Raw genomic sequence first — 15,525 nt, 5'->3', positions numbered from 1 at the left:
CGACCACCACTATCCGGATGGGCCATCCAGTTACCATGTCCGCATGACGACGCCACTGCGCAGGGACGCGGCCCGCAACTGGGACCGGATCACCGCCGTCGCCCGCACCCTCGTCGACCAGGGCACGCCGCTGCAGCTCAACGACGTCGCCCGCCGCGCCGGACTCGGCGTCGGAACCGTCTACCGGCACTTCGCCACGCCCGAGGCACTGCTGGAGACCGTCGCCACCCCCTGCCTGGAAGCCCTGACCGCCCACGGCGAGCAGGCACTGTCCGACCCCGACCCCTGGCACGCGCTGGAGGGCTTCCTGACCCGCACCCTCGAAGCGCAGGTCACCGACGCCTCCCTGGCCCCCGTCACGGCCGCACCCGAAGACGCCCTGCCGCACACCACGGAACTCAAGACGGCACTGTGGTCGACCGGCCGTGTCCTGCTCGACCGGGCCCGCGAGGCAGGGGCCGTCCGCCCCGATCTGGCCTCGGGCGATCTGGTCCCGCTCATGTGCGGCATCGCCTACGCCGTGAACGTCCACGGCGGCGACCCCGCCGGCCGGATCGACACCGCCCACCGCTATCTGGCCGCACTCCTCGGAGGCCTGCGCGCCGCCGCACCGCCGACCGCGTGACCGCCTGACCGCCTGACCGCCTGGGGTTCGGTGAAGCGTCTGGCCTCCTCGACCACCGGGCTGCCACTGTTCGTTCGGACGAACAACTGGGAGGGTTTGGGATGCGCATCACCGGATCAACCGTTCTCCTCACCGGGGTCACGGGCGGCATAGGCCTCACACTGGCCCGCACGCTCGCCGCGAAGGGCGCGAAGCTCGTGGTCACCGGGCGCCGCGAGGACGCGCTCAGGGCCGTGGCCGACGAGCTCGGCGCCCGGGCCGTCCTCGCCGATCTCGCCGACCCCTCCGATGTCGAGCGGCTGGCCTCGGAGTGCCCCGAAACCGACGTCCTCATCGCCAACGCCGCGCTCCCGTCGAGCGGCGACCTGCTCGACTACACCCCCGAACAGATCGATCGGGCCCTGGCCGTGAACCTGCGGGCCCCGGTCATGCTCGCCCGGCTGCTCGCTCCCCGGATGGTCGGCGCGGGGCGGGGCCACATCGCGATGATCGGCTCGATCTCCGGAAAGGCCGCCACGAAGTCGTCCTCGCTGTACGACGCGACGAAGTTCGGGCTGCGCGGCTTCGCGCTGGCGTTCCGTCAGGACCTGCGCGGCACGGGCGTGGGGGTGTCCATCGTCCAGCCGGGATACGTCCGCGACGCGGGCATGCACGCCCCGACCGGCGCCAAGGCCCCTGGCGGCGCGCGGACTTCCTCGCCGGATCAGGTGGCGCGGGGCGTCATCCGGGCCATCGAGCGCAATCGGTGCGAAGTCAACGTCGCTCCGGCCGAGTTGAAGGTGCTCATCGCGATCGCCGGGCAGTTCCCCGGCTTCTCGGAGTGGGTGCAGAGCCGCGCCGGGGTGGACGACACGGTACGGAGCATCGTCGAAGCACAGAAGAAGAGCCGCTGAGCGCCGACCGGTTCCGGGCGAAGGGCGGGCCCGGGCGGCCCGCGCGCGGCCCGGCGGAGCGGGGGCGCCCCCTTCCTCACGTCTCGCCGGGGAGACCGGGGATGCCGACGTCCCTCGCCTCGCCGCGCACCGTGACGGCGCCCGCGTCGACGGAGATCCCGGACGGGACGAGGCCGAGCGGCAGGGCCGGTATTTTGCGTTCCGCCGCCTTGAGCGCGGCCGCGATCTGCGGATTGGCCGGGTCGAGGGGACGCCCGGCCAAGGACGCCGCGGCCGGTTCGAGCGTGACGGTGTCACCGGTGAGCGTGAGCGCGGCGGTCACGACCAGCGGTACTCCCATGACGGACCGGGTGATCTCCAGCCGCCCGTCGTGCCCGGTCAGCCGCACACCGGGACCGCGCTTCGCCGCGAGCGCGTCGAGGGGGACCTTGAACTCCGCCCGCGCCCCGGCCGCCTCGTAGCCTCCCGCCGTCTTGGACACGTCGTGCAGGTCGACGGAGGCGGTGACGGGCAGCCCGTCCTCCGTCTGCGCCCGGCCGTCGACCGTCACCTCCGGGTAGGTTCCCGACGCCGCGTTCCACAGGAACGGGAACCCTCCGATGGAGACGCTCGGCGCCGCCACCAGGGAGCTCTGCCGCGCGGCGATCCGGTCGCCCATCCGGCCCTCGGCGACACCGGCGGCGACCCGGTCGGCGAGTACGAGACCGGCGAGCAGCGCGCACGCGCCGGCCAGCGCCCACCGCCGCCCGATGCGGTGCGGGCGGCGCACGGCTGCGCGGCGCACGGCAGGGCCGCGGACAGCGGTGCCTCGTGCAGCGGCGCCGCGTACGACGCCCTTTGCGCGGGCATCGGCCCGGGCGGTGCGGTGGTTCATGCGTTCCTCACGGGTTCGGGGAGGGAGGGGGCACGGACGGCGTCCTCTTCGCCGCCTTCGACGTGCATCTGCGGCAGCAGCCGGTCGAGCCATGAGGGGAGCCACCAGTTGGCCTTGCCGAGCAGCACCATCGTGGTGGGGACGAGGAGCCCGCGGACGATCGTGGCGTCGAGGGCGACCGCGGTGGCGAGGCCGATTCCGAACATCTTCACGACGGGGTCGTCCCACAGGAGGTAGGCGAGGAAGACGCACACCATGATGAGCGCGGCGGAGGTGATGATCCTTCCGGTCCTCGCCAGCCCGGTGATCACCGCGCCGCGGTTGTCGCCGCTCGCCAGCCATGCCTCGCGCACGGCGCTCAGGAGGAAGACCTCGTAGTCCATGGAGAGCCCGAACAGGACCGCGAACATGAGCAGCGGTACGTACCCCGGGACCGGCACGGGTCCGCCGAGCCCGAGCAGCACCGCTCCCCGGCCCCATTGGAACAGCACGGTGAGCACGCCGTAGGCGGCGGCCACCGACAGGAGGTTGAGTACGGCCGCCTTGGCGGCGACCAGCGGGGAGCGGAAAGCCAGGAGGAGGAGCAGCCCGGCGACGGCGAGGACGACCCCGATGACGGCGGGCAGGCGCTGCGCGAGCCGGTCGTTGAGGTCCGACTGCGTCGCGGGAATGCCGCCCACGTGGGCCTCCCAACCGGTGCCCTTCGTGACGGGCGGGAGGGTGCCGGTGCGCAGGCGGTGCACCAGGGCGGCGGTGCGCGGATCGCCGGGCGCGGTGGTGGGCGTGACCTGCCAGCGCACGGTCCGGCCGTCGCGGCTCAGCTGGGCCGGCCCGACCGCGGCGACGCCGCTGGTGTCCTTCAGTGCTTCGGCGACGGCCGTGACGGCCGGGTCCGCCGGTCCGGACGCCGGCTTCGGCAGGATGCCGGTCACCTGGAGCGGTCCGTTGACGCCGGGGCCGAATGCGGTGGCGAGCCGGTCGTAGGCCGTACGGCCGGCCGTACCCGGGGACTTGTCTCCGGCGTCTAGCTGCCCGAAGGACAGCTGGGCCGCGGCGAGCGCCGGCAGGGCGAAGAAGGCCAGGCCCGCGAGCAGGTACCGCCACGGCCGGTCGGCGACGTGCCGGGCGATGCGCGCCCAGCCGCGGGCGGGCGGCGGGGAGGTCTGCGGCCGGTCCGCGGTGAAGGAGGCGGAGGAGGCGGAGGCGGAGGCGGAGGAGGCGGGGGCGGAGGAGGCGGGGGCGAGACGCCGTCCCAGCAGGCTGAGCAGCGCGGGGAGGAGGGTGAGGGTGGCTGCCACGGCGACCAGGACGGCGATGCCGGGGGCGAGCGCCAGCGCGCGGAGCAGCGGCAGGCCGCCGAGGGCCAGACTGGCGAGTGCCGCGGTGACCGCGGTGCCGGCGAAGGCCACCGCCTTGCCCGAGGCGCCGATCGTGAGGGCGGCGGCGTCCTCGATCTGCTTCCCGGCGGCGAGTGCTTCGCGGAAGCGGGTGAGGCAGAAGAGGCTGTAGTCGATGCCGACACCGAGGCCGATCATCGCCGCGATGGTGGCGCCCGAGGACGGCATGTCCGTCAAGTGGCCGGTGAGTCCGATGACTTCGAGCGAGATGCCGAGTCCCACGACGGCCGTGGCCAGCGGTACGGCGGCCGCGATCGGCTTGCGGAACCCGAGGTGGAGGACGGCGAAGGCCGCGAAGAGCCCGATGACCTCGCTGCGCCGGGTGGACTTCCTGTCGGCGGCTTCGGCGAGGTTGCCGCCGGGAGTGACCTCGATCCCGGCCGCCTCGGCCGGTTCGGCGGCGTCCATCAGGTCGTGGACGACGTCGGCGGTGATGTCCCGGCCCGCCAGGTCCAGTTCGACCGCGAGGTAGGCGGTGTGCCCGTCGGGGGCGAGGGCCGCGCTGCCGGCCGGCTCGTACGGGGTGGTCACGGCGAGGACGTGGTCGCCGGCGGCGAGGGCGCGGGCCGCCTCCTGGACGGATTCGCGTGCGCGTTCCGAGGTGAGGGGCGGGCCGTCGGCGGGCGTGTGCAGGACGAGGGGCTGGCGGCCGGAGGCCGGGTCCGCGAACGCGCGGGCGGCGTCATGGGCGGCCTGGCTGTCGCTGCCGGGTATGGAGACCGCCTCGGTGGTGGCACTGCCCAGCACGCCCACCGCCGCGGCCAGGCCCACCAGCAGCAGGAACCAGGCGGCGACGACCCGCTTCGGCCGTCGGGCGCACCAGCGCCCCAGGGTGGCGAACATGCGTACGGGATCCCCCTCGTCCGGCGTGGCTCGTTCTCGCCATCATTGCACTCACGGTGCAATTAAATCAACGCGCGCCCCCCTTTGCGACAATGGCGACGAGTGAGACCGGGAGGGGTCAACGTGCAGCAGTCGTCGGGGCAGTCAGAGGGACGACTCGCGGACGGCCGCGCCGAGCGCAGCCGCCAGTCCCGCGTGAAGATCGCGGATGCGGTGCTGTCCCTGCTCGACGAGGGCGAGTCGCACTTCCCGGCGGACCGCGTCGCCGAACGCGCGGGGGTCTCCCGCCGCCTGGTCTTCCACCACTACGCCGACATGTCCCAGCTGGTGGAGACGGCGATCGCGCGGCGCCTGGAGCAGCTCATGGAGCAGACCAGGCCCCTGCCGACCGACGGCCCGAGAGCCGCACGGGTCGCCGCGCTCACGGAACAGCGCTCGCGGATCCTGGAGTGGATCACGCCGGCCCAGCTCGCGCTGATGCGACTGGAGCAGAACGGGGACCGGATCAGAGAGGTCACCCGGCAGGTCCTGGACTTCGCCCGGGGCCGACTGGCCGACATCTTCCGCGAGGAGCTCGACCGGCTGCCCGCCGAGCGCAGGACCGAGGTCCTCCACGGGCTGGACGCGGTGACCACCTGGGGCGCCTGGTACCACTGGCGCAGCAGCGGCCTGAGCGTCGAGGCGGCCGCCCGGACGATGGAGACGGCCGTCCACGCCCTGCTGGCCAGCACGGATCCGGCCGCGCAGACCCACCGGCCGTAAGGGCGCCCCCGGGCACCCGCCAAGGGCGCCTATTCCGCGTCGGCTCCGGTCAGGACGCGGCGATCCGACGGCGCGGGCCGCCCGCCCCCCGCACCGCCCCCGTCCCGCGCGAGCCGCCGGTGCAGGGCGGGTCCGCCCGCAGCGATGCCGGCGAACAGGACGGCCGCGGTGACCAGGCTCGGCTCGGAGACCCACAGGCCGAGCAGCTGGTCGAGGAGCAGGGCCGCCGCGACCAGCAGCACCTTGGCGAGCAGCAGGCCGGAGTGCAGGCGGCGGTCGGCCGGCCGGCCGAGGCGGGCCCGTCGGCGGTGCGCCAGCGCCATCGCGACCGCGGCACACGCGACCAGCACGAGGAGGCGCAGTGCGTGCTCCCAGGCGGGCGTGCCCGAGCCCCACGCCCAGACCACGCCCATGACGGCCCCCGCGATGACGTAGATCCGGCGCTCCGACACGACTGCCTCCTGACCCTCCGGGGTCACACGACACCCAACATCTTGCACTTTGAGTGTCATAACTTCGGGGGTGTCCGTCAAGCCCGGCCGCTTTCGAGCCGCCGGAGGAGTTCGACTAGGGTCGGCAGGGCAGCGCACCCCATGCATCACCATCGACCAGAGGAGCAGCCGTGAGCCGGCCGGCGTCCACCGTTCTGCAGCAGGAGATCGCCCGGGAACTCCAGGTGTCGGAGACCTTCGACGCGCACAGGGAGATCGAGCGACGGGTGGCCTTCCTGACCGAGCGTCTCACCTCCACCGGCCTGCGCTCCCTGGTCCTCGGCATCAGCGGCGGCGTGGACTCCACCACGGCCGGACGGCTGTGCCAGCTCGCCGTGGAGCGGGCCCGCGAGGCCGACCACGAGGCGACGTTCTACGCGATGCGGCTGCCGTACGGCGTCCAGGCCGACGAGAAGGACGCCCAGCTGGCCCTCGGCTTCATCAAGGCGGACCGGGTGCTGACGGTGGACGTGAAGCCCGCCAGCGACGCCGCGCTGGAGGCCGCACTCGCCGGCGGCACCGTTTTCCAGGACGCCCACCACCAGGACTTCGTGCAGGGCAACATCAAGGCCCGCCAGCGCATGATCGCCCAGTACGCGGTGGCCGGCGCCCACGACGGCCTGGTCGTCGGCACCGACCACGCGGCCGAGGCCGTCTCCGGCTTCTTCACGAAGTTCGGCGACGGCGCGGCCGACCTGGTCCCGCTGACCGGCCTCACCAAGCGCCGGGTGCGCGCCGTGGCTGACGTCCTGGGCGCCCCTGCGGAGCTGGTCTGGAAGACCCCGACGGCAGACCTGGAGACCCTGGACCCGGGCAAGGCCGACGAGGACGCGCTGGGTGTCACGTACGACGACATCGACGACTTCCTGGAGGGCAAGCCGGTCGACGAGCGCGCCTTCGACACGATCGTCCGCCGCTACCGCCTGACCGACCACAAGCGCCGACTCCCGATCGCGCCGTAACGACCACCCGTACCACCCGTCGGCTCGTCGGTCATCCGGAGCGGGGCAGGGGGCGGCAGTGCCGCGACAGGTCTGGCGTTGGGGCGTGGCGGGCTGGGTCGCGCTCGTACTGGCCGGCGGCGCGTACACGCTCCACCTCGACGACTCGCCGGGCGCCACGTCGGAGCCGAAGCGGTGGGAACGTGCGGCACCGAGTGACGACCCGGTCCCGTGTCCCACCACCCAGAGCGGCGGTGCGGCCCCCACGGCGCACGCCTGCGCCTACTGGCAACGCGGCTGGCAGGCTTTCCCCGGGGCGCGGGGAACCGCTGTGGGCCGGGGGCGCTCCTACGATGAAAGGGAGCGCCTCCGGGGCTCGGGAGGCTCGTCGTCGGGCCTGCCGCAGGGTGACCGGTCATGGGCAGGTGCCGTTTGTCGCGTGGGCTGTCGCGTGGGCGCCGGGTCCGGCGTGCCGGCCGGGGTGGGGTTGCTGTTTACCGCCCTGTGCGCGGGTACCGGTCCCGCCGCCGTACGCGCGGACTTCGATCCCGCCACCGTGCATAGGCTGGACGCGGCGATCACGAAGATCATGGAGCAGACCGGTATGCCGGGCCTCGACATTGGCCTGTGGATCCCCGGCCGCGGCGTGTACGAGGAGTCCTTCGGCGTCGCGGACAAGCAGACCGGCACGCCCATGAAGTCCGACCTCTACTCGCGGATCGGCAGCGTCACCAAGACCTTCACCGTCACATCCGTCCTCCAACTGGTCGACCAGGGCAAGGCCGGACTCGACGGCCCCATCTCGCGGTACGTCTCCTGCGTCCCCGGCGCGGACTCGGTCACGCTGCGCCAACTCGCGGAGATGCGCAGCGGCCTCTTCGACTACACGACCGACAAGACGTGGCTGGCGGGTGTGCGCGCCGGCCCGCAGCGCACGTACACCCCGCGCCGGCTCGTGGACGTGGCCTTCCGCCATCCTCCGAACTTCCCGCCCGGCGCCAAGTGGCAGTACAGCAACACGAACACCATCCTGCTCGGGATGGTGGTCGAGAAGGCCAGCGGGCAGAGCCTCGCCGACTACCTGCGGGAGCACGTGTTCGCGCCGCTGAAGTTGGACGACACCTCCCTGCCCGGCGACGGCGCCGTGCCCGACCCGCACGCCCACGGGTACACCGACTTCACCCCGAAGGGCACGGTCGCCGACGCCACGAACTGGAACCCCTCCTGGGCCCGGGCCGCCGGCGCGATCGTCTCCGACCTCGACGACCTGCACACCTGGGCCCCCGCGCTGGCGGACGGCCGGCTCGGCCACAACGGGGAACTGCCCGGCTACGAGACGATCACCGCCCAACTCCCCGCCGAAAAGGCCACCCCGGTGGCGCTCGTCAATAGCGACATCGACTACCGGGGCAAGAACCTGTCCAGCATGATCGGGCACGCGGTCACCTCCATCGTGACCCCGGGCCACCTCTGGCCCGCTCCGGTGGGCACCGAGGCGAAGCAGCCCCCGCCGTAGTCCCCGGGCGCCGGCACGGGGGCTCGCGCGAGGGGTGGGAGGGGTCCGTGTGACCATGGCCTCCTTCGGCACATCCGCATTGCTGAATCCGCATTTCCGAATTTCCGCATTTCATGGGGGGACCATGCGCACCCGTACCACCACCGTCTCCGCCGGCCTCGCCGCCGCGCTCGTGGCGGTGCTCCTCCTGACCGGCTGCACGGCGTCCGGCGGTACCCCGGAGGGCAAGGGCGGCGGCAGCAGCGCCGCGGCGCCCGCTCCCGTCACGCCGGGCGGCGGACCGGCGTTCGAGGGCCCCCGGCCGCAGGACCAGAACCTCCTCGCCTGGACGGGCGACCCCAACGACGCCGGGCACGTCACCGCCCAGTCCGCCGCCGGGGTCGCCGGACGGGTCACCCTCGTACGGATCGTGCTGCGCGAGCAGATCACCTGGTCCAACATCTGGCTCGGGCTCGCCGGCATCGACCCGGGCGCCCAGCTCTCCCAGAACTACCTCGGCGTCTACGACGCGAACGGCACCCTGCGCGCGTCCACCGCGGACATCTCCCCGCTGCTGATGACCGACGCCATCGCCAAGCCGTTCCCCCTCGCCAAGCCCTTCACCGCAGCCCCGGGAACCTACTTCATCGCCCTGCTCCTCAACGGCACCTGGGCCACCAACGCCCTCACCCTCAAGTCCACGGGCGCCGGGATCTCGGTGAACGCGGGCCTGACCCCGCCGAACCTCCGCTACAGCACCGTCCTGACCGGCCAGACCTCCCTGCCTGCCACCGTGAACCTCGGCGAGCAGTCCACCAGCACCATCAACACCGGCTGGGCCAGCCAGTGGTACGCCATCTCCTGAGCCGGACCGGCGCACCCGAACCGGCGGAGAAGCGCGCCCCTGACCCCGGCGGCCCCGGCTCAGCGGGTGCGGGGTTCGGCCGGATGAGCGAAGCTGGGGACGGTTGTAGCCACGAGGCGGCACCAGAACCCCGCCGCCGATGCGAGGAGGGCTGCGTGGACGCTTCACGAGTCGCCGGGACCGCTCCCGCCACCCGAACCCGGGCGCGGACGGCCACCCTGCTGTGCGCGGCCGCGGCCCTCGCGGCAGGCGCCGTACCCGCTTCCGCGCAGCCGACCCGGGCCGTCATGGACCCGAATCCGGTCGTGGTCGTCGACTGCTTCTCGAAGGGCCAGGTGCGCCCCCGGGAGTACCTGCTGGCCTGCGGCGACGGGAACAACCGCCTCATCCGGCTGCGCTGGGACACCTGGGGGCAGCGGACCGCGAGGGCCACCGGCACCGACATGGTGAACGACTGCACCCCGTACTGCGCGGCGGGCCGCTTCCGGGCGTACCCGGTCAAGGTGACCCTGAGCAACCCGAGGCCCTGGCCCGACCACCCGGACGTGCAGCGCTACACCAGCATCCGGCTCCTCTACACCGACACCGCTCCGCCCCCGGTACCCAAGGACGTGACGTACAAGCTGGTCTACTGACCGGCGCGACCGGCCTGTCCGCCGAGGCGGGCGCTGATCAGGTAGTCGGCCTCCTCCGACAGCCTGGCCCGCCGCTCGGCCTCCTGGGCGCGTTCGAGCTCTTCCCTCAGCGCCAGCTCGGTGCGCAGTACGGTCGCCCGCGGCACCGGAATCCGCTGCCCGGGCTTCTCGGTGAACGGCTGGAGCTCCGCCGCCGAGACCTGCGCGTCCTGCGACGAGCCGCGGCGGAGCGAGAGGAACACCCGGGCCAGCCAGTCGGCCGGAATCTGGACCATCAAATCAGTCATATCCGGGAAACGACGGGCCGCCCCCACCGTGACTGCCGCTCCCCCGACCGGCTCAGCGGCCCTCCCCCGGCGCCTGGCAGGCGGTGACCGCATCGCGCTGCTCCGGGGCCAGTCCGGCCTCCGGCTCGGCCTCCCGCCGCCGCACGGCCGGGAGCGCGTCCAGTGGGCCACCGGCGCGTACACACTGGTGCACCGGGTGGTCGTGCACGGCCTCGACTCCAGCGCGCGGTACGTTCCGAACTTCCGCAGCCCGCAGGTCCACCGCCTCGATTAGGCCAGGCAACGTCCTGGCGGTCACGTGGTCCATCGGCGGCTTCTACAGTGTCCCGAGGTGAAGCGGGCGGCGGGGACCGTACATCAGAAGGGCTGACCAAGAACGTGGTGCGGATCGAGCGGTTGGCGGACCTGAAGCCCCTCCACCAGCGTCAGGCGGCCGCCCTCGCCCTGTGGCGGTGGCGCGCCCCGATACTCGCGTTCGAATGGGATGCGGAGTGGGGCGTCGACCAGTCTGTGCTGGAGTCGCTGTTCCGACTGGCAGCATCACCCGCTGGTGAACAGTCGGATCGCGCATACCGGCGAGCGATCGCCGAGCTGTGCACGGCCCCGCTCTTCACGTCTGAGGTCGACCCGGACACGGTCCAGCTCTTCCAGTTGGAGACCATCAGCAGCCTGCTGACCTTTGGCGAACTGCTGGAGAAGGCTGGCGTGGACGAAGTCGAGCGAGTGGTGGAAGCCTCGGCCGGCCTGGCGAACTACCTCGACGGTCTCGTCGAGGGCTCCTTCTCTTCTCACCCCTCGGAGAAAGCCCACCGTCAGTACCTCGCCGACCTGCCGGACCGGGCGAGCGAGGGCTATTTCGCGTCGCGCCACTGCGCTGTCGAGACCGCCTGCCACGGTGCTCTCGGGGTTCTCCCCGATTCCGCAGGGCTGCTCGACTCATCCACGGGCCGCGAGTTGCTCGCGCTCTGCGAGGACTTCGGCGAAGAGCTCGTCACCACGATGCAGTGGCTCCGCACGACGGGTCACTAGCGTCGGTCACCGGTGCCGTACTGGGTTCCCTGCCCCTGGAGCGGGCCGGCGCGGTCAGCGCCAGACCGGCAGCGTGCTGGGGATCGCGGCGGGCTGCACGATCACGTCGATCGTCTACCGGCGCGCGATCGGGGGCTCTCTGCCGGGCCTTCCGGATCCGGTGCGGGACCAGGCCCGGGTCTCGGCGGAGCTCGCCCGCCACGTCGCGGCCGCGACACACGATCCGCGACTCGCCCGGGCGGCCGACGCCGCCTTCATCCATGCCACGCACGTCGGCGCACTCTGGACGGCGGGATGCGCCCTGATCGGCGTGGTGGTCCTGCTGGTCGGCTTCTGCCCGAACCGCCGGCCCAACGCGGCCGAGGAAGCCCGCCCGACCCTGGCGGCGAGCTCAACGGGGCATGAGCGCGAGCGCGAGCCGCGGCCTGTCGGAAGGCCGCGGCTCGGGGGTGGCGTGGGGTCAGCTCTTCTTGAGCTCGTCTATGCACAGGACGAACTGCTTGCCCGAGCTGCGCCGGGAGCCCCGCATCTGCTCCTCGTATCCGATGTCCGACACACCCTTGCACTGGTTCGTGTCGAGGCTGTCGGGAATCACCTTGACCACCTTGTACTGGGCGGTCGCGCCACCGCACTTCACCACCTGGAGGTCGGGGCTCACGGTGTTGCCCTTGTTCGTCAGGCAGTCTCCGACCTTCGCCTTGTCGGCGTCGTCGCGGCTGGCGTAGTAGCCCACCGCGGCGGCGATGACGACGACCACGGCGACGATGATCTTCAGGATCTTCATGACCCCCATGCGCTTGCGCGGCGGCGCGGGCGGGGCGGCGAACTGCTGCTGCGGGTAGGGGTACTGCTGCGGCGGGGCCCCGTACGGCGGCTGGCCCGGCTGCTGGGGCTGTCCGTACCCCGGCTGAGGCGGGTAGCCCTGCGGCGGCTGCTGGGCGTGCGGGGCGGGCTGGCCGTAGGGGCCGGGGCCCGGCTGGGGCGGGTAGGTCATGCGGGAATCCCCCGTGAGCGTGTGCACTGTACATTGTTTGACGTGCGCACGCTATATCAACGCACCGACACCGGCCGCATCCTGCTCGGGCGTCCGGGGCGCTACGCCCGGAAGGCGGTCGCGCGAACGGTGTTGCCGCAGAGTGCGAACTCACTGCCGTCGCTGGGCGCCAGCTGGTAGCGCCCGCCCGCCACGCCCACCACGATCGACGGCGCGACGAAGGGATCCGCGCCGGAGGCGCAGTAGCCGTCCGCCTCGCCCAGCACGGGCGTGAAGGTGAGCTGAGACGAGGCCCTGCCTCCGGCCGCCAGCTGCACCGGACCCGACTTGCCGACCCGGACCACCTGGAGCGGCTTGTTCTTGTCCGGCGAGCCCTGGCCCGCGAGCGCCACCGTCGGGAAGCCGTTCAGTACGCACGGCTTCTTCCCCTTGTTGGTCACCGTGATCCGTACCTGGGCGGACCCGGTCGGCTGTGCGCTGTTCGCGACGACCTGGGTGCCCGTGCACGGGGCCGCCGCCGCCCGGCGCGGCTCGTCCGCGCCGACAGCGGCCCCGGAACCGGCCATCAGGGTTCCGGATGCGAAGCCTGCCAGCAGGAATACGGAAGAGGCCTTGATCGCGACGCATCGCGTTGCGCGTTTCATGGGTTGTCCTCCACGGTTCGCCCCTCCCAGCGTCCCACCAACCCGCGCCGTCGGCGCGGGCGGCTCACGCCCCCGCGTGGAGATGGGCGGCCCACAGGAGCGGGGCCCGCCTGCGGTCATGGCCGGGCGGCAGGCCGTCGCCGTCCCGGATCCGGCGTACGGCGGCGTGCAGGGCGCCCGGCCCGGTCCGGGTCGACGGCCCCCGAATCCGTCGCGAGTCCGTCGTAGAAGGCCCGGGCGATGTGTACGGCGGTCTGGTCGTCGATCTCCCACAGCGTGCCGATGACATGGGGGAAGCCGGCGAGCTGGAACGCGGACGTGAGGTGGATGGCCTCGTCGGACAGAGCGGCGGTGTCGCCGGCCGCCGTACGGCAGGCGGAGAGGTAGGCCAGCCTCGCATGGTCGAGGGCGACCGCGTCCAGGCTCTTGACGGTGAGCGGGTCCTCCGCGTGGTCGCGGAGCAGGAGCCGGCTCTGCGAGGGGTCGGCGGGATCGCCGGTCCCGTGGCAGGCGAAGTGCGCGATCGCGCAGCGGGGCAGGTGCGCCGGTACGTTGGCCTTCGTGGGTGCGGCGTCTTCCCCCGCCCGGTCCCGCTCCCCGAGGACGACGCGGTGCGCGAACCGGTCCTCCAGCACGGCGGCCTCGGCGTCGGCGAAGCGCAGCCGGCCTCCCCCGGGCAGGCCGGGCGTGGTCGGCATGGCCACGATCAGCTCCCGCCCGGCAGCGGCGGTCGCCGTGGCGCCGGCGCCGGCGCCCGCGCCCGCGCCGAGGGACCGACCGCGTTCGCGGGCGCGGCGCAGCGCGCGTACGGTCGGGGTGTGGGAGGAGACGACCCGGTCCATCACGGTGCGCCGGTACGGTCCTGCGGCGCGTCCGTGTGATGGCCGGCGGCATGCAGCGGCAGGAGTCCCAGCAGTCCGCCCGGCGCCCACCACACACGGGGCAGGACCTGGGCACCCTCGCGTCGGGCAGAGGCGGGCCCTTGTGCCCCAGCGCCTCCAAGTACCGGGGCCGGCTGCGGCGTCCCACAACCACGCGAGGGCGTCGACGAGTACGACCTGCGCCTGCTCCCGCTCGGCCGGGTCGGTCCCCGCGAGCGCCGTGTTCTGTACCAGGCGGAAGGCGTTGATCCGGTCGATCACGGTGGCCCGGTCGAGCCGGGGCAGCGGGAGGCTGGTGATGCCCTCAGCCGTGAGCAGCAGCGAGTCGCTGCGGTAGCCGCTGACGTTGCACACCACGATCGGCCCGTGGGCCGCCTCGGCGCGGAGTTCGTCGAGCGCGATGCCGAGGTTCGACAGGAACACGGCGCGGCCGTGTCCACGGCTTGTCAGCCCGCGTCCACGGCCGCGTCCAAGTCCCCGGTGACATGCGTGTGTTCGAAGCGGAGCCGCAGGACGTTCCCCAGGCCGGACAGGATCTCGGCGCTGCCGGGCTGGTCCACGGGGAACACGGACGCCGCTTCCCGGTACCTGTCTATGGCGCCGTCCAGATCCGGCAGCGTGCCGGCCCGCTCGTAGCGGGCGCGCAGCGCACTGCCTAGCCCGGTCAGGACCAGCGCGCGGTAGAGGCCGTCGTCGGGGGCCTCCCGCACCGCCTCCTCGAGCAGGGCGATGGCGCTGTCGAGGTCCTCCGTCGCTCCCGACCGGTCGAACCGCGCGCCCAGTGCGTCTCCGAGGTTGTAGAGGTACATGGCGCGGCCGGGCTCCCCGGAGACCGCCGACAAGGCTTCCCGGAAATGCTCGATCGCGGCGTCGAGATCGGCCGGGGGGCCGCCCCGCCGCCATTTGATCCGCAGCACGTTGCCGAGGGCGGTCAGGTGGACGGCGCGGTGGGGATGCCCGACGGGCACGGCCTCCGCGATGCGCTGCCACAGGTTCGCCATGCCGAAGAGGCGGGCCTGGTCGTCCGACTCGCCCAGGTCCGCGAGAAGTTGCACGGCGTACCCGGCCGCGTGCTCCGCGAGGACGGGCACGAGCGGTTCCGGCAGGTTGTCGTCGCCGGCCAGGAAACACGCGGTGAGCGCCTGCACGGCGATCCGCAGGTCCGGCCGGTCCCGGTCCCGGTCCTGTCCCTGCCCCAGGCCTCGGCCCCGCTCCTGTCTCGGCTCCTGGTCCGGTACCCGGTCCGTCCGTACGGCCAACGCCTGGTGGCGGAACCAGTGGAACCAGCCGAGCAGATGGCGGACGGCGATGTCGTCGCCACCGGACAGCAGCTCCGCCAGCCGCCGCGCTTCGCGCAGGGCCTCGGCCTCCAATACCGGTGTCATGTCGTGCAGTTCGGCAACACGCCGCAGCCGCGCCGCCATTGCGTCCATCGCCGTCTCTGCGGCCGGCCGTACGGTGTGCGCTGGGTCCCCCGGATGACTCACGTCGGGTGATGCTAGTCCTACGATCCCCGCACCGGCGGGTAGTTCCCCGGATACCCTCCGCGACAGCGGCAGCGACGCGACACCGGGACACCGAGCCGGGGAGGACAGGGCGGAGGCCGAGGAGACGGCGTGCGAGCTGGGGGTCGGGCGTGCGAACGCGGACGCGGTCCGCGGGCGCCCGCGCCGCGGTCCGACCGGTGACGACGCCGTACTGGAAGACGTGCACCGCGAGCTCGCGGGCCCCCGGGCTGGACCCGACCGGCCCGCTGACGCGGGAGGCCGGCGCCGCCCTAGGTGTATTGCCCAGTGAGGTTGGGGACGCGGCTGGCGGGTGGTTTGCCTGCGAGCGCGGTGTGTCCGCGGTGGTGATTGTAGGTGTGCA

General features: G+C 73.0%; 17 protein-coding genes. 9 read left to right on the top strand and 8 right to left on the bottom strand.

What is annotated here, in order from left to right:
- Nucleotides 1–43 precede the first annotated feature (43 nt).
- Both ACIBAD_RS31880 and ACIBAD_RS31875 read left to right on the top strand, forming a co-directional pair.
- A complete protein-coding gene (locus ACIBAD_RS31880; RefSeq protein ID WP_398910170.1) occupies nucleotides 44–625 on the top strand; it encodes a TetR/AcrR family transcriptional regulator in 582 nt (193 codons plus the stop codon).
- A gap of 101 nt (nucleotides 626–726) precedes the next feature.
- On the top strand, nucleotides 727–1,518 hold the full coding sequence (locus tag ACIBAD_RS31875; RefSeq protein ID WP_398910168.1) for an SDR family NAD(P)-dependent oxidoreductase: 792 nt from the start codon (nucleotides 727–729) through the stop codon (nucleotides 1,516–1,518).
- Nucleotides 1,519–1,594: 76 nt separating this feature from the next.
- On the opposite strand, the gene ACIBAD_RS31870 is transcribed toward ACIBAD_RS31875, so the two are convergent.
- Nucleotides 1,595–2,392 (bottom strand): DUF2993 domain-containing protein, encoded by a 798-nt coding sequence (locus ACIBAD_RS31870; protein WP_134067893.1) that lies wholly within the window; start codon nucleotides 2,390–2,392, stop codon nucleotides 1,595–1,597.
- Nucleotides 2,389–4,632: an MMPL family transporter gene (locus ACIBAD_RS31865; protein WP_398910165.1), complete on the bottom strand. Its 2,244-nt coding sequence runs from the start codon at nucleotides 4,630–4,632 to the stop codon at nucleotides 2,389–2,391. Before ACIBAD_RS31865 ends, ACIBAD_RS31870 begins: the two co-directional genes overlap by 4 nt.
- A gap of 123 nt (nucleotides 4,633–4,755) precedes the next feature.
- Between ACIBAD_RS31865 and ACIBAD_RS31860 the strand changes: the two genes are divergently transcribed.
- Nucleotides 4,756–5,394 (top strand): TetR/AcrR family transcriptional regulator, encoded by a 639-nt coding sequence (locus ACIBAD_RS31860; protein ID WP_398910163.1) that lies wholly within the window; start codon nucleotides 4,756–4,758, stop codon nucleotides 5,392–5,394.
- Nucleotides 5,395–5,423: 29 nt separating this feature from the next.
- On the opposite strand, the gene ACIBAD_RS31855 is transcribed toward ACIBAD_RS31860, so the two are convergent.
- The gene (locus ACIBAD_RS31855; RefSeq protein WP_134067896.1) at nucleotides 5,424–5,846 is read right to left on the bottom strand and encodes a hypothetical protein; all 423 of its coding nucleotides are present in this window, start codon (nucleotides 5,844–5,846) and stop codon (nucleotides 5,424–5,426) included.
- A gap of 170 nt (nucleotides 5,847–6,016) precedes the next feature.
- On the opposite strand from ACIBAD_RS31855, the gene nadE reads away from it, so the two are divergent.
- The 4 genes from nadE (at nucleotide 6,017) to ACIBAD_RS31835 (ending at nucleotide 9,821) form a co-directional block, all read left to right on the top strand.
- Nucleotides 6,017–6,847, top strand: a complete 831-nt coding sequence (gene nadE / locus ACIBAD_RS31850; protein ID WP_398910161.1) for an ammonia-dependent NAD(+) synthetase — start codon at nucleotides 6,017–6,019, stop codon at nucleotides 6,845–6,847.
- Nucleotides 6,848–7,307: 460 nt separating this feature from the next.
- On the top strand, nucleotides 7,308–8,342 hold the full coding sequence (locus tag ACIBAD_RS31845) for a serine hydrolase domain-containing protein (protein ID WP_398910160.1): 1,035 nt from the start codon (nucleotides 7,308–7,310) through the stop codon (nucleotides 8,340–8,342).
- Nucleotides 8,343–8,466: 124 nt separating this feature from the next.
- Complete coding sequence (locus tag ACIBAD_RS31840; RefSeq protein WP_134067898.1) at nucleotides 8,467–9,186, top strand: hypothetical protein; 720 nt, start codon at nucleotides 8,467–8,469, stop codon at nucleotides 9,184–9,186.
- A 155-nt stretch (nucleotides 9,187–9,341) separates the two neighbouring features.
- Nucleotides 9,342–9,821 carry a hypothetical protein gene (locus ACIBAD_RS31835; RefSeq protein ID WP_208328876.1) on the top strand — a complete coding sequence of 160 codons (480 nt, stop codon included), beginning with the start codon at nucleotides 9,342–9,344 and terminating at the stop codon, nucleotides 9,819–9,821.
- Here ACIBAD_RS31835 and ACIBAD_RS31830 read toward each other — a convergent pair.
- A complete protein-coding gene (locus ACIBAD_RS31830; protein WP_398910157.1) occupies nucleotides 9,815–10,096 on the bottom strand; it encodes a hypothetical protein in 282 nt (93 codons plus the stop codon). The two genes, ACIBAD_RS31835 and ACIBAD_RS31830, sit on opposite strands and share 7 nt — an antisense overlap.
- A gap of 40 nt (nucleotides 10,097–10,136) precedes the next feature.
- Here ACIBAD_RS31830 and ACIBAD_RS31825 point away from each other — a divergent pair, with 40 nt between their 5' ends.
- Nucleotides 10,137–10,382, top strand: a complete 246-nt coding sequence (locus ACIBAD_RS31825) for a hypothetical protein (RefSeq protein WP_134067900.1) — start codon at nucleotides 10,137–10,139, stop codon at nucleotides 10,380–10,382.
- A gap of 104 nt (nucleotides 10,383–10,486) precedes the next feature.
- On the top strand, nucleotides 10,487–11,137 hold the full coding sequence (locus tag ACIBAD_RS31820) for a hypothetical protein (protein ID WP_398910155.1): 651 nt from the start codon (nucleotides 10,487–10,489) through the stop codon (nucleotides 11,135–11,137).
- Between the two features lie 460 nt (nucleotides 11,138–11,597).
- Here ACIBAD_RS31820 and ACIBAD_RS31815 read toward each other — a convergent pair whose 3' ends face one another.
- From ACIBAD_RS31815 to ACIBAD_RS31800, 4 genes are all read right to left on the bottom strand, one after another.
- A complete protein-coding gene (locus ACIBAD_RS31815) occupies nucleotides 11,598–12,131 on the bottom strand; it encodes a hypothetical protein (RefSeq protein ID WP_134067902.1) in 534 nt (177 codons plus the stop codon).
- Between the two features lie 101 nt (nucleotides 12,132–12,232).
- Nucleotides 12,233–12,775, bottom strand: a complete 543-nt coding sequence (locus ACIBAD_RS31810) for a DUF4232 domain-containing protein (RefSeq protein WP_398910152.1) — start codon at nucleotides 12,773–12,775, stop codon at nucleotides 12,233–12,235.
- A 116-nt stretch (nucleotides 12,776–12,891) separates the two neighbouring features.
- Nucleotides 12,892–14,079 (bottom strand): CHAT domain-containing protein, encoded by a 1,188-nt coding sequence (locus ACIBAD_RS31805; protein WP_398910150.1) that lies wholly within the window; start codon nucleotides 14,077–14,079, stop codon nucleotides 12,892–12,894.
- A gap of 23 nt (nucleotides 14,080–14,102) precedes the next feature.
- On the bottom strand, nucleotides 14,103–15,089 hold the full coding sequence (locus ACIBAD_RS31800; protein ID WP_398910148.1) for a hypothetical protein: 987 nt from the start codon (nucleotides 15,087–15,089) through the stop codon (nucleotides 14,103–14,105).
- Nucleotides 15,090–15,525: the final 436 nt, after the last annotated feature.

This window comes from Streptomyces sp. NPDC051109, assembly GCF_044455885.1.
Classification (GTDB): domain Bacteria; phylum Actinomycetota; class Actinomycetes; order Streptomycetales; family Streptomycetaceae; genus Streptomyces.
This window is presented reverse-complemented; position numbering and strand designations above follow the sequence as displayed.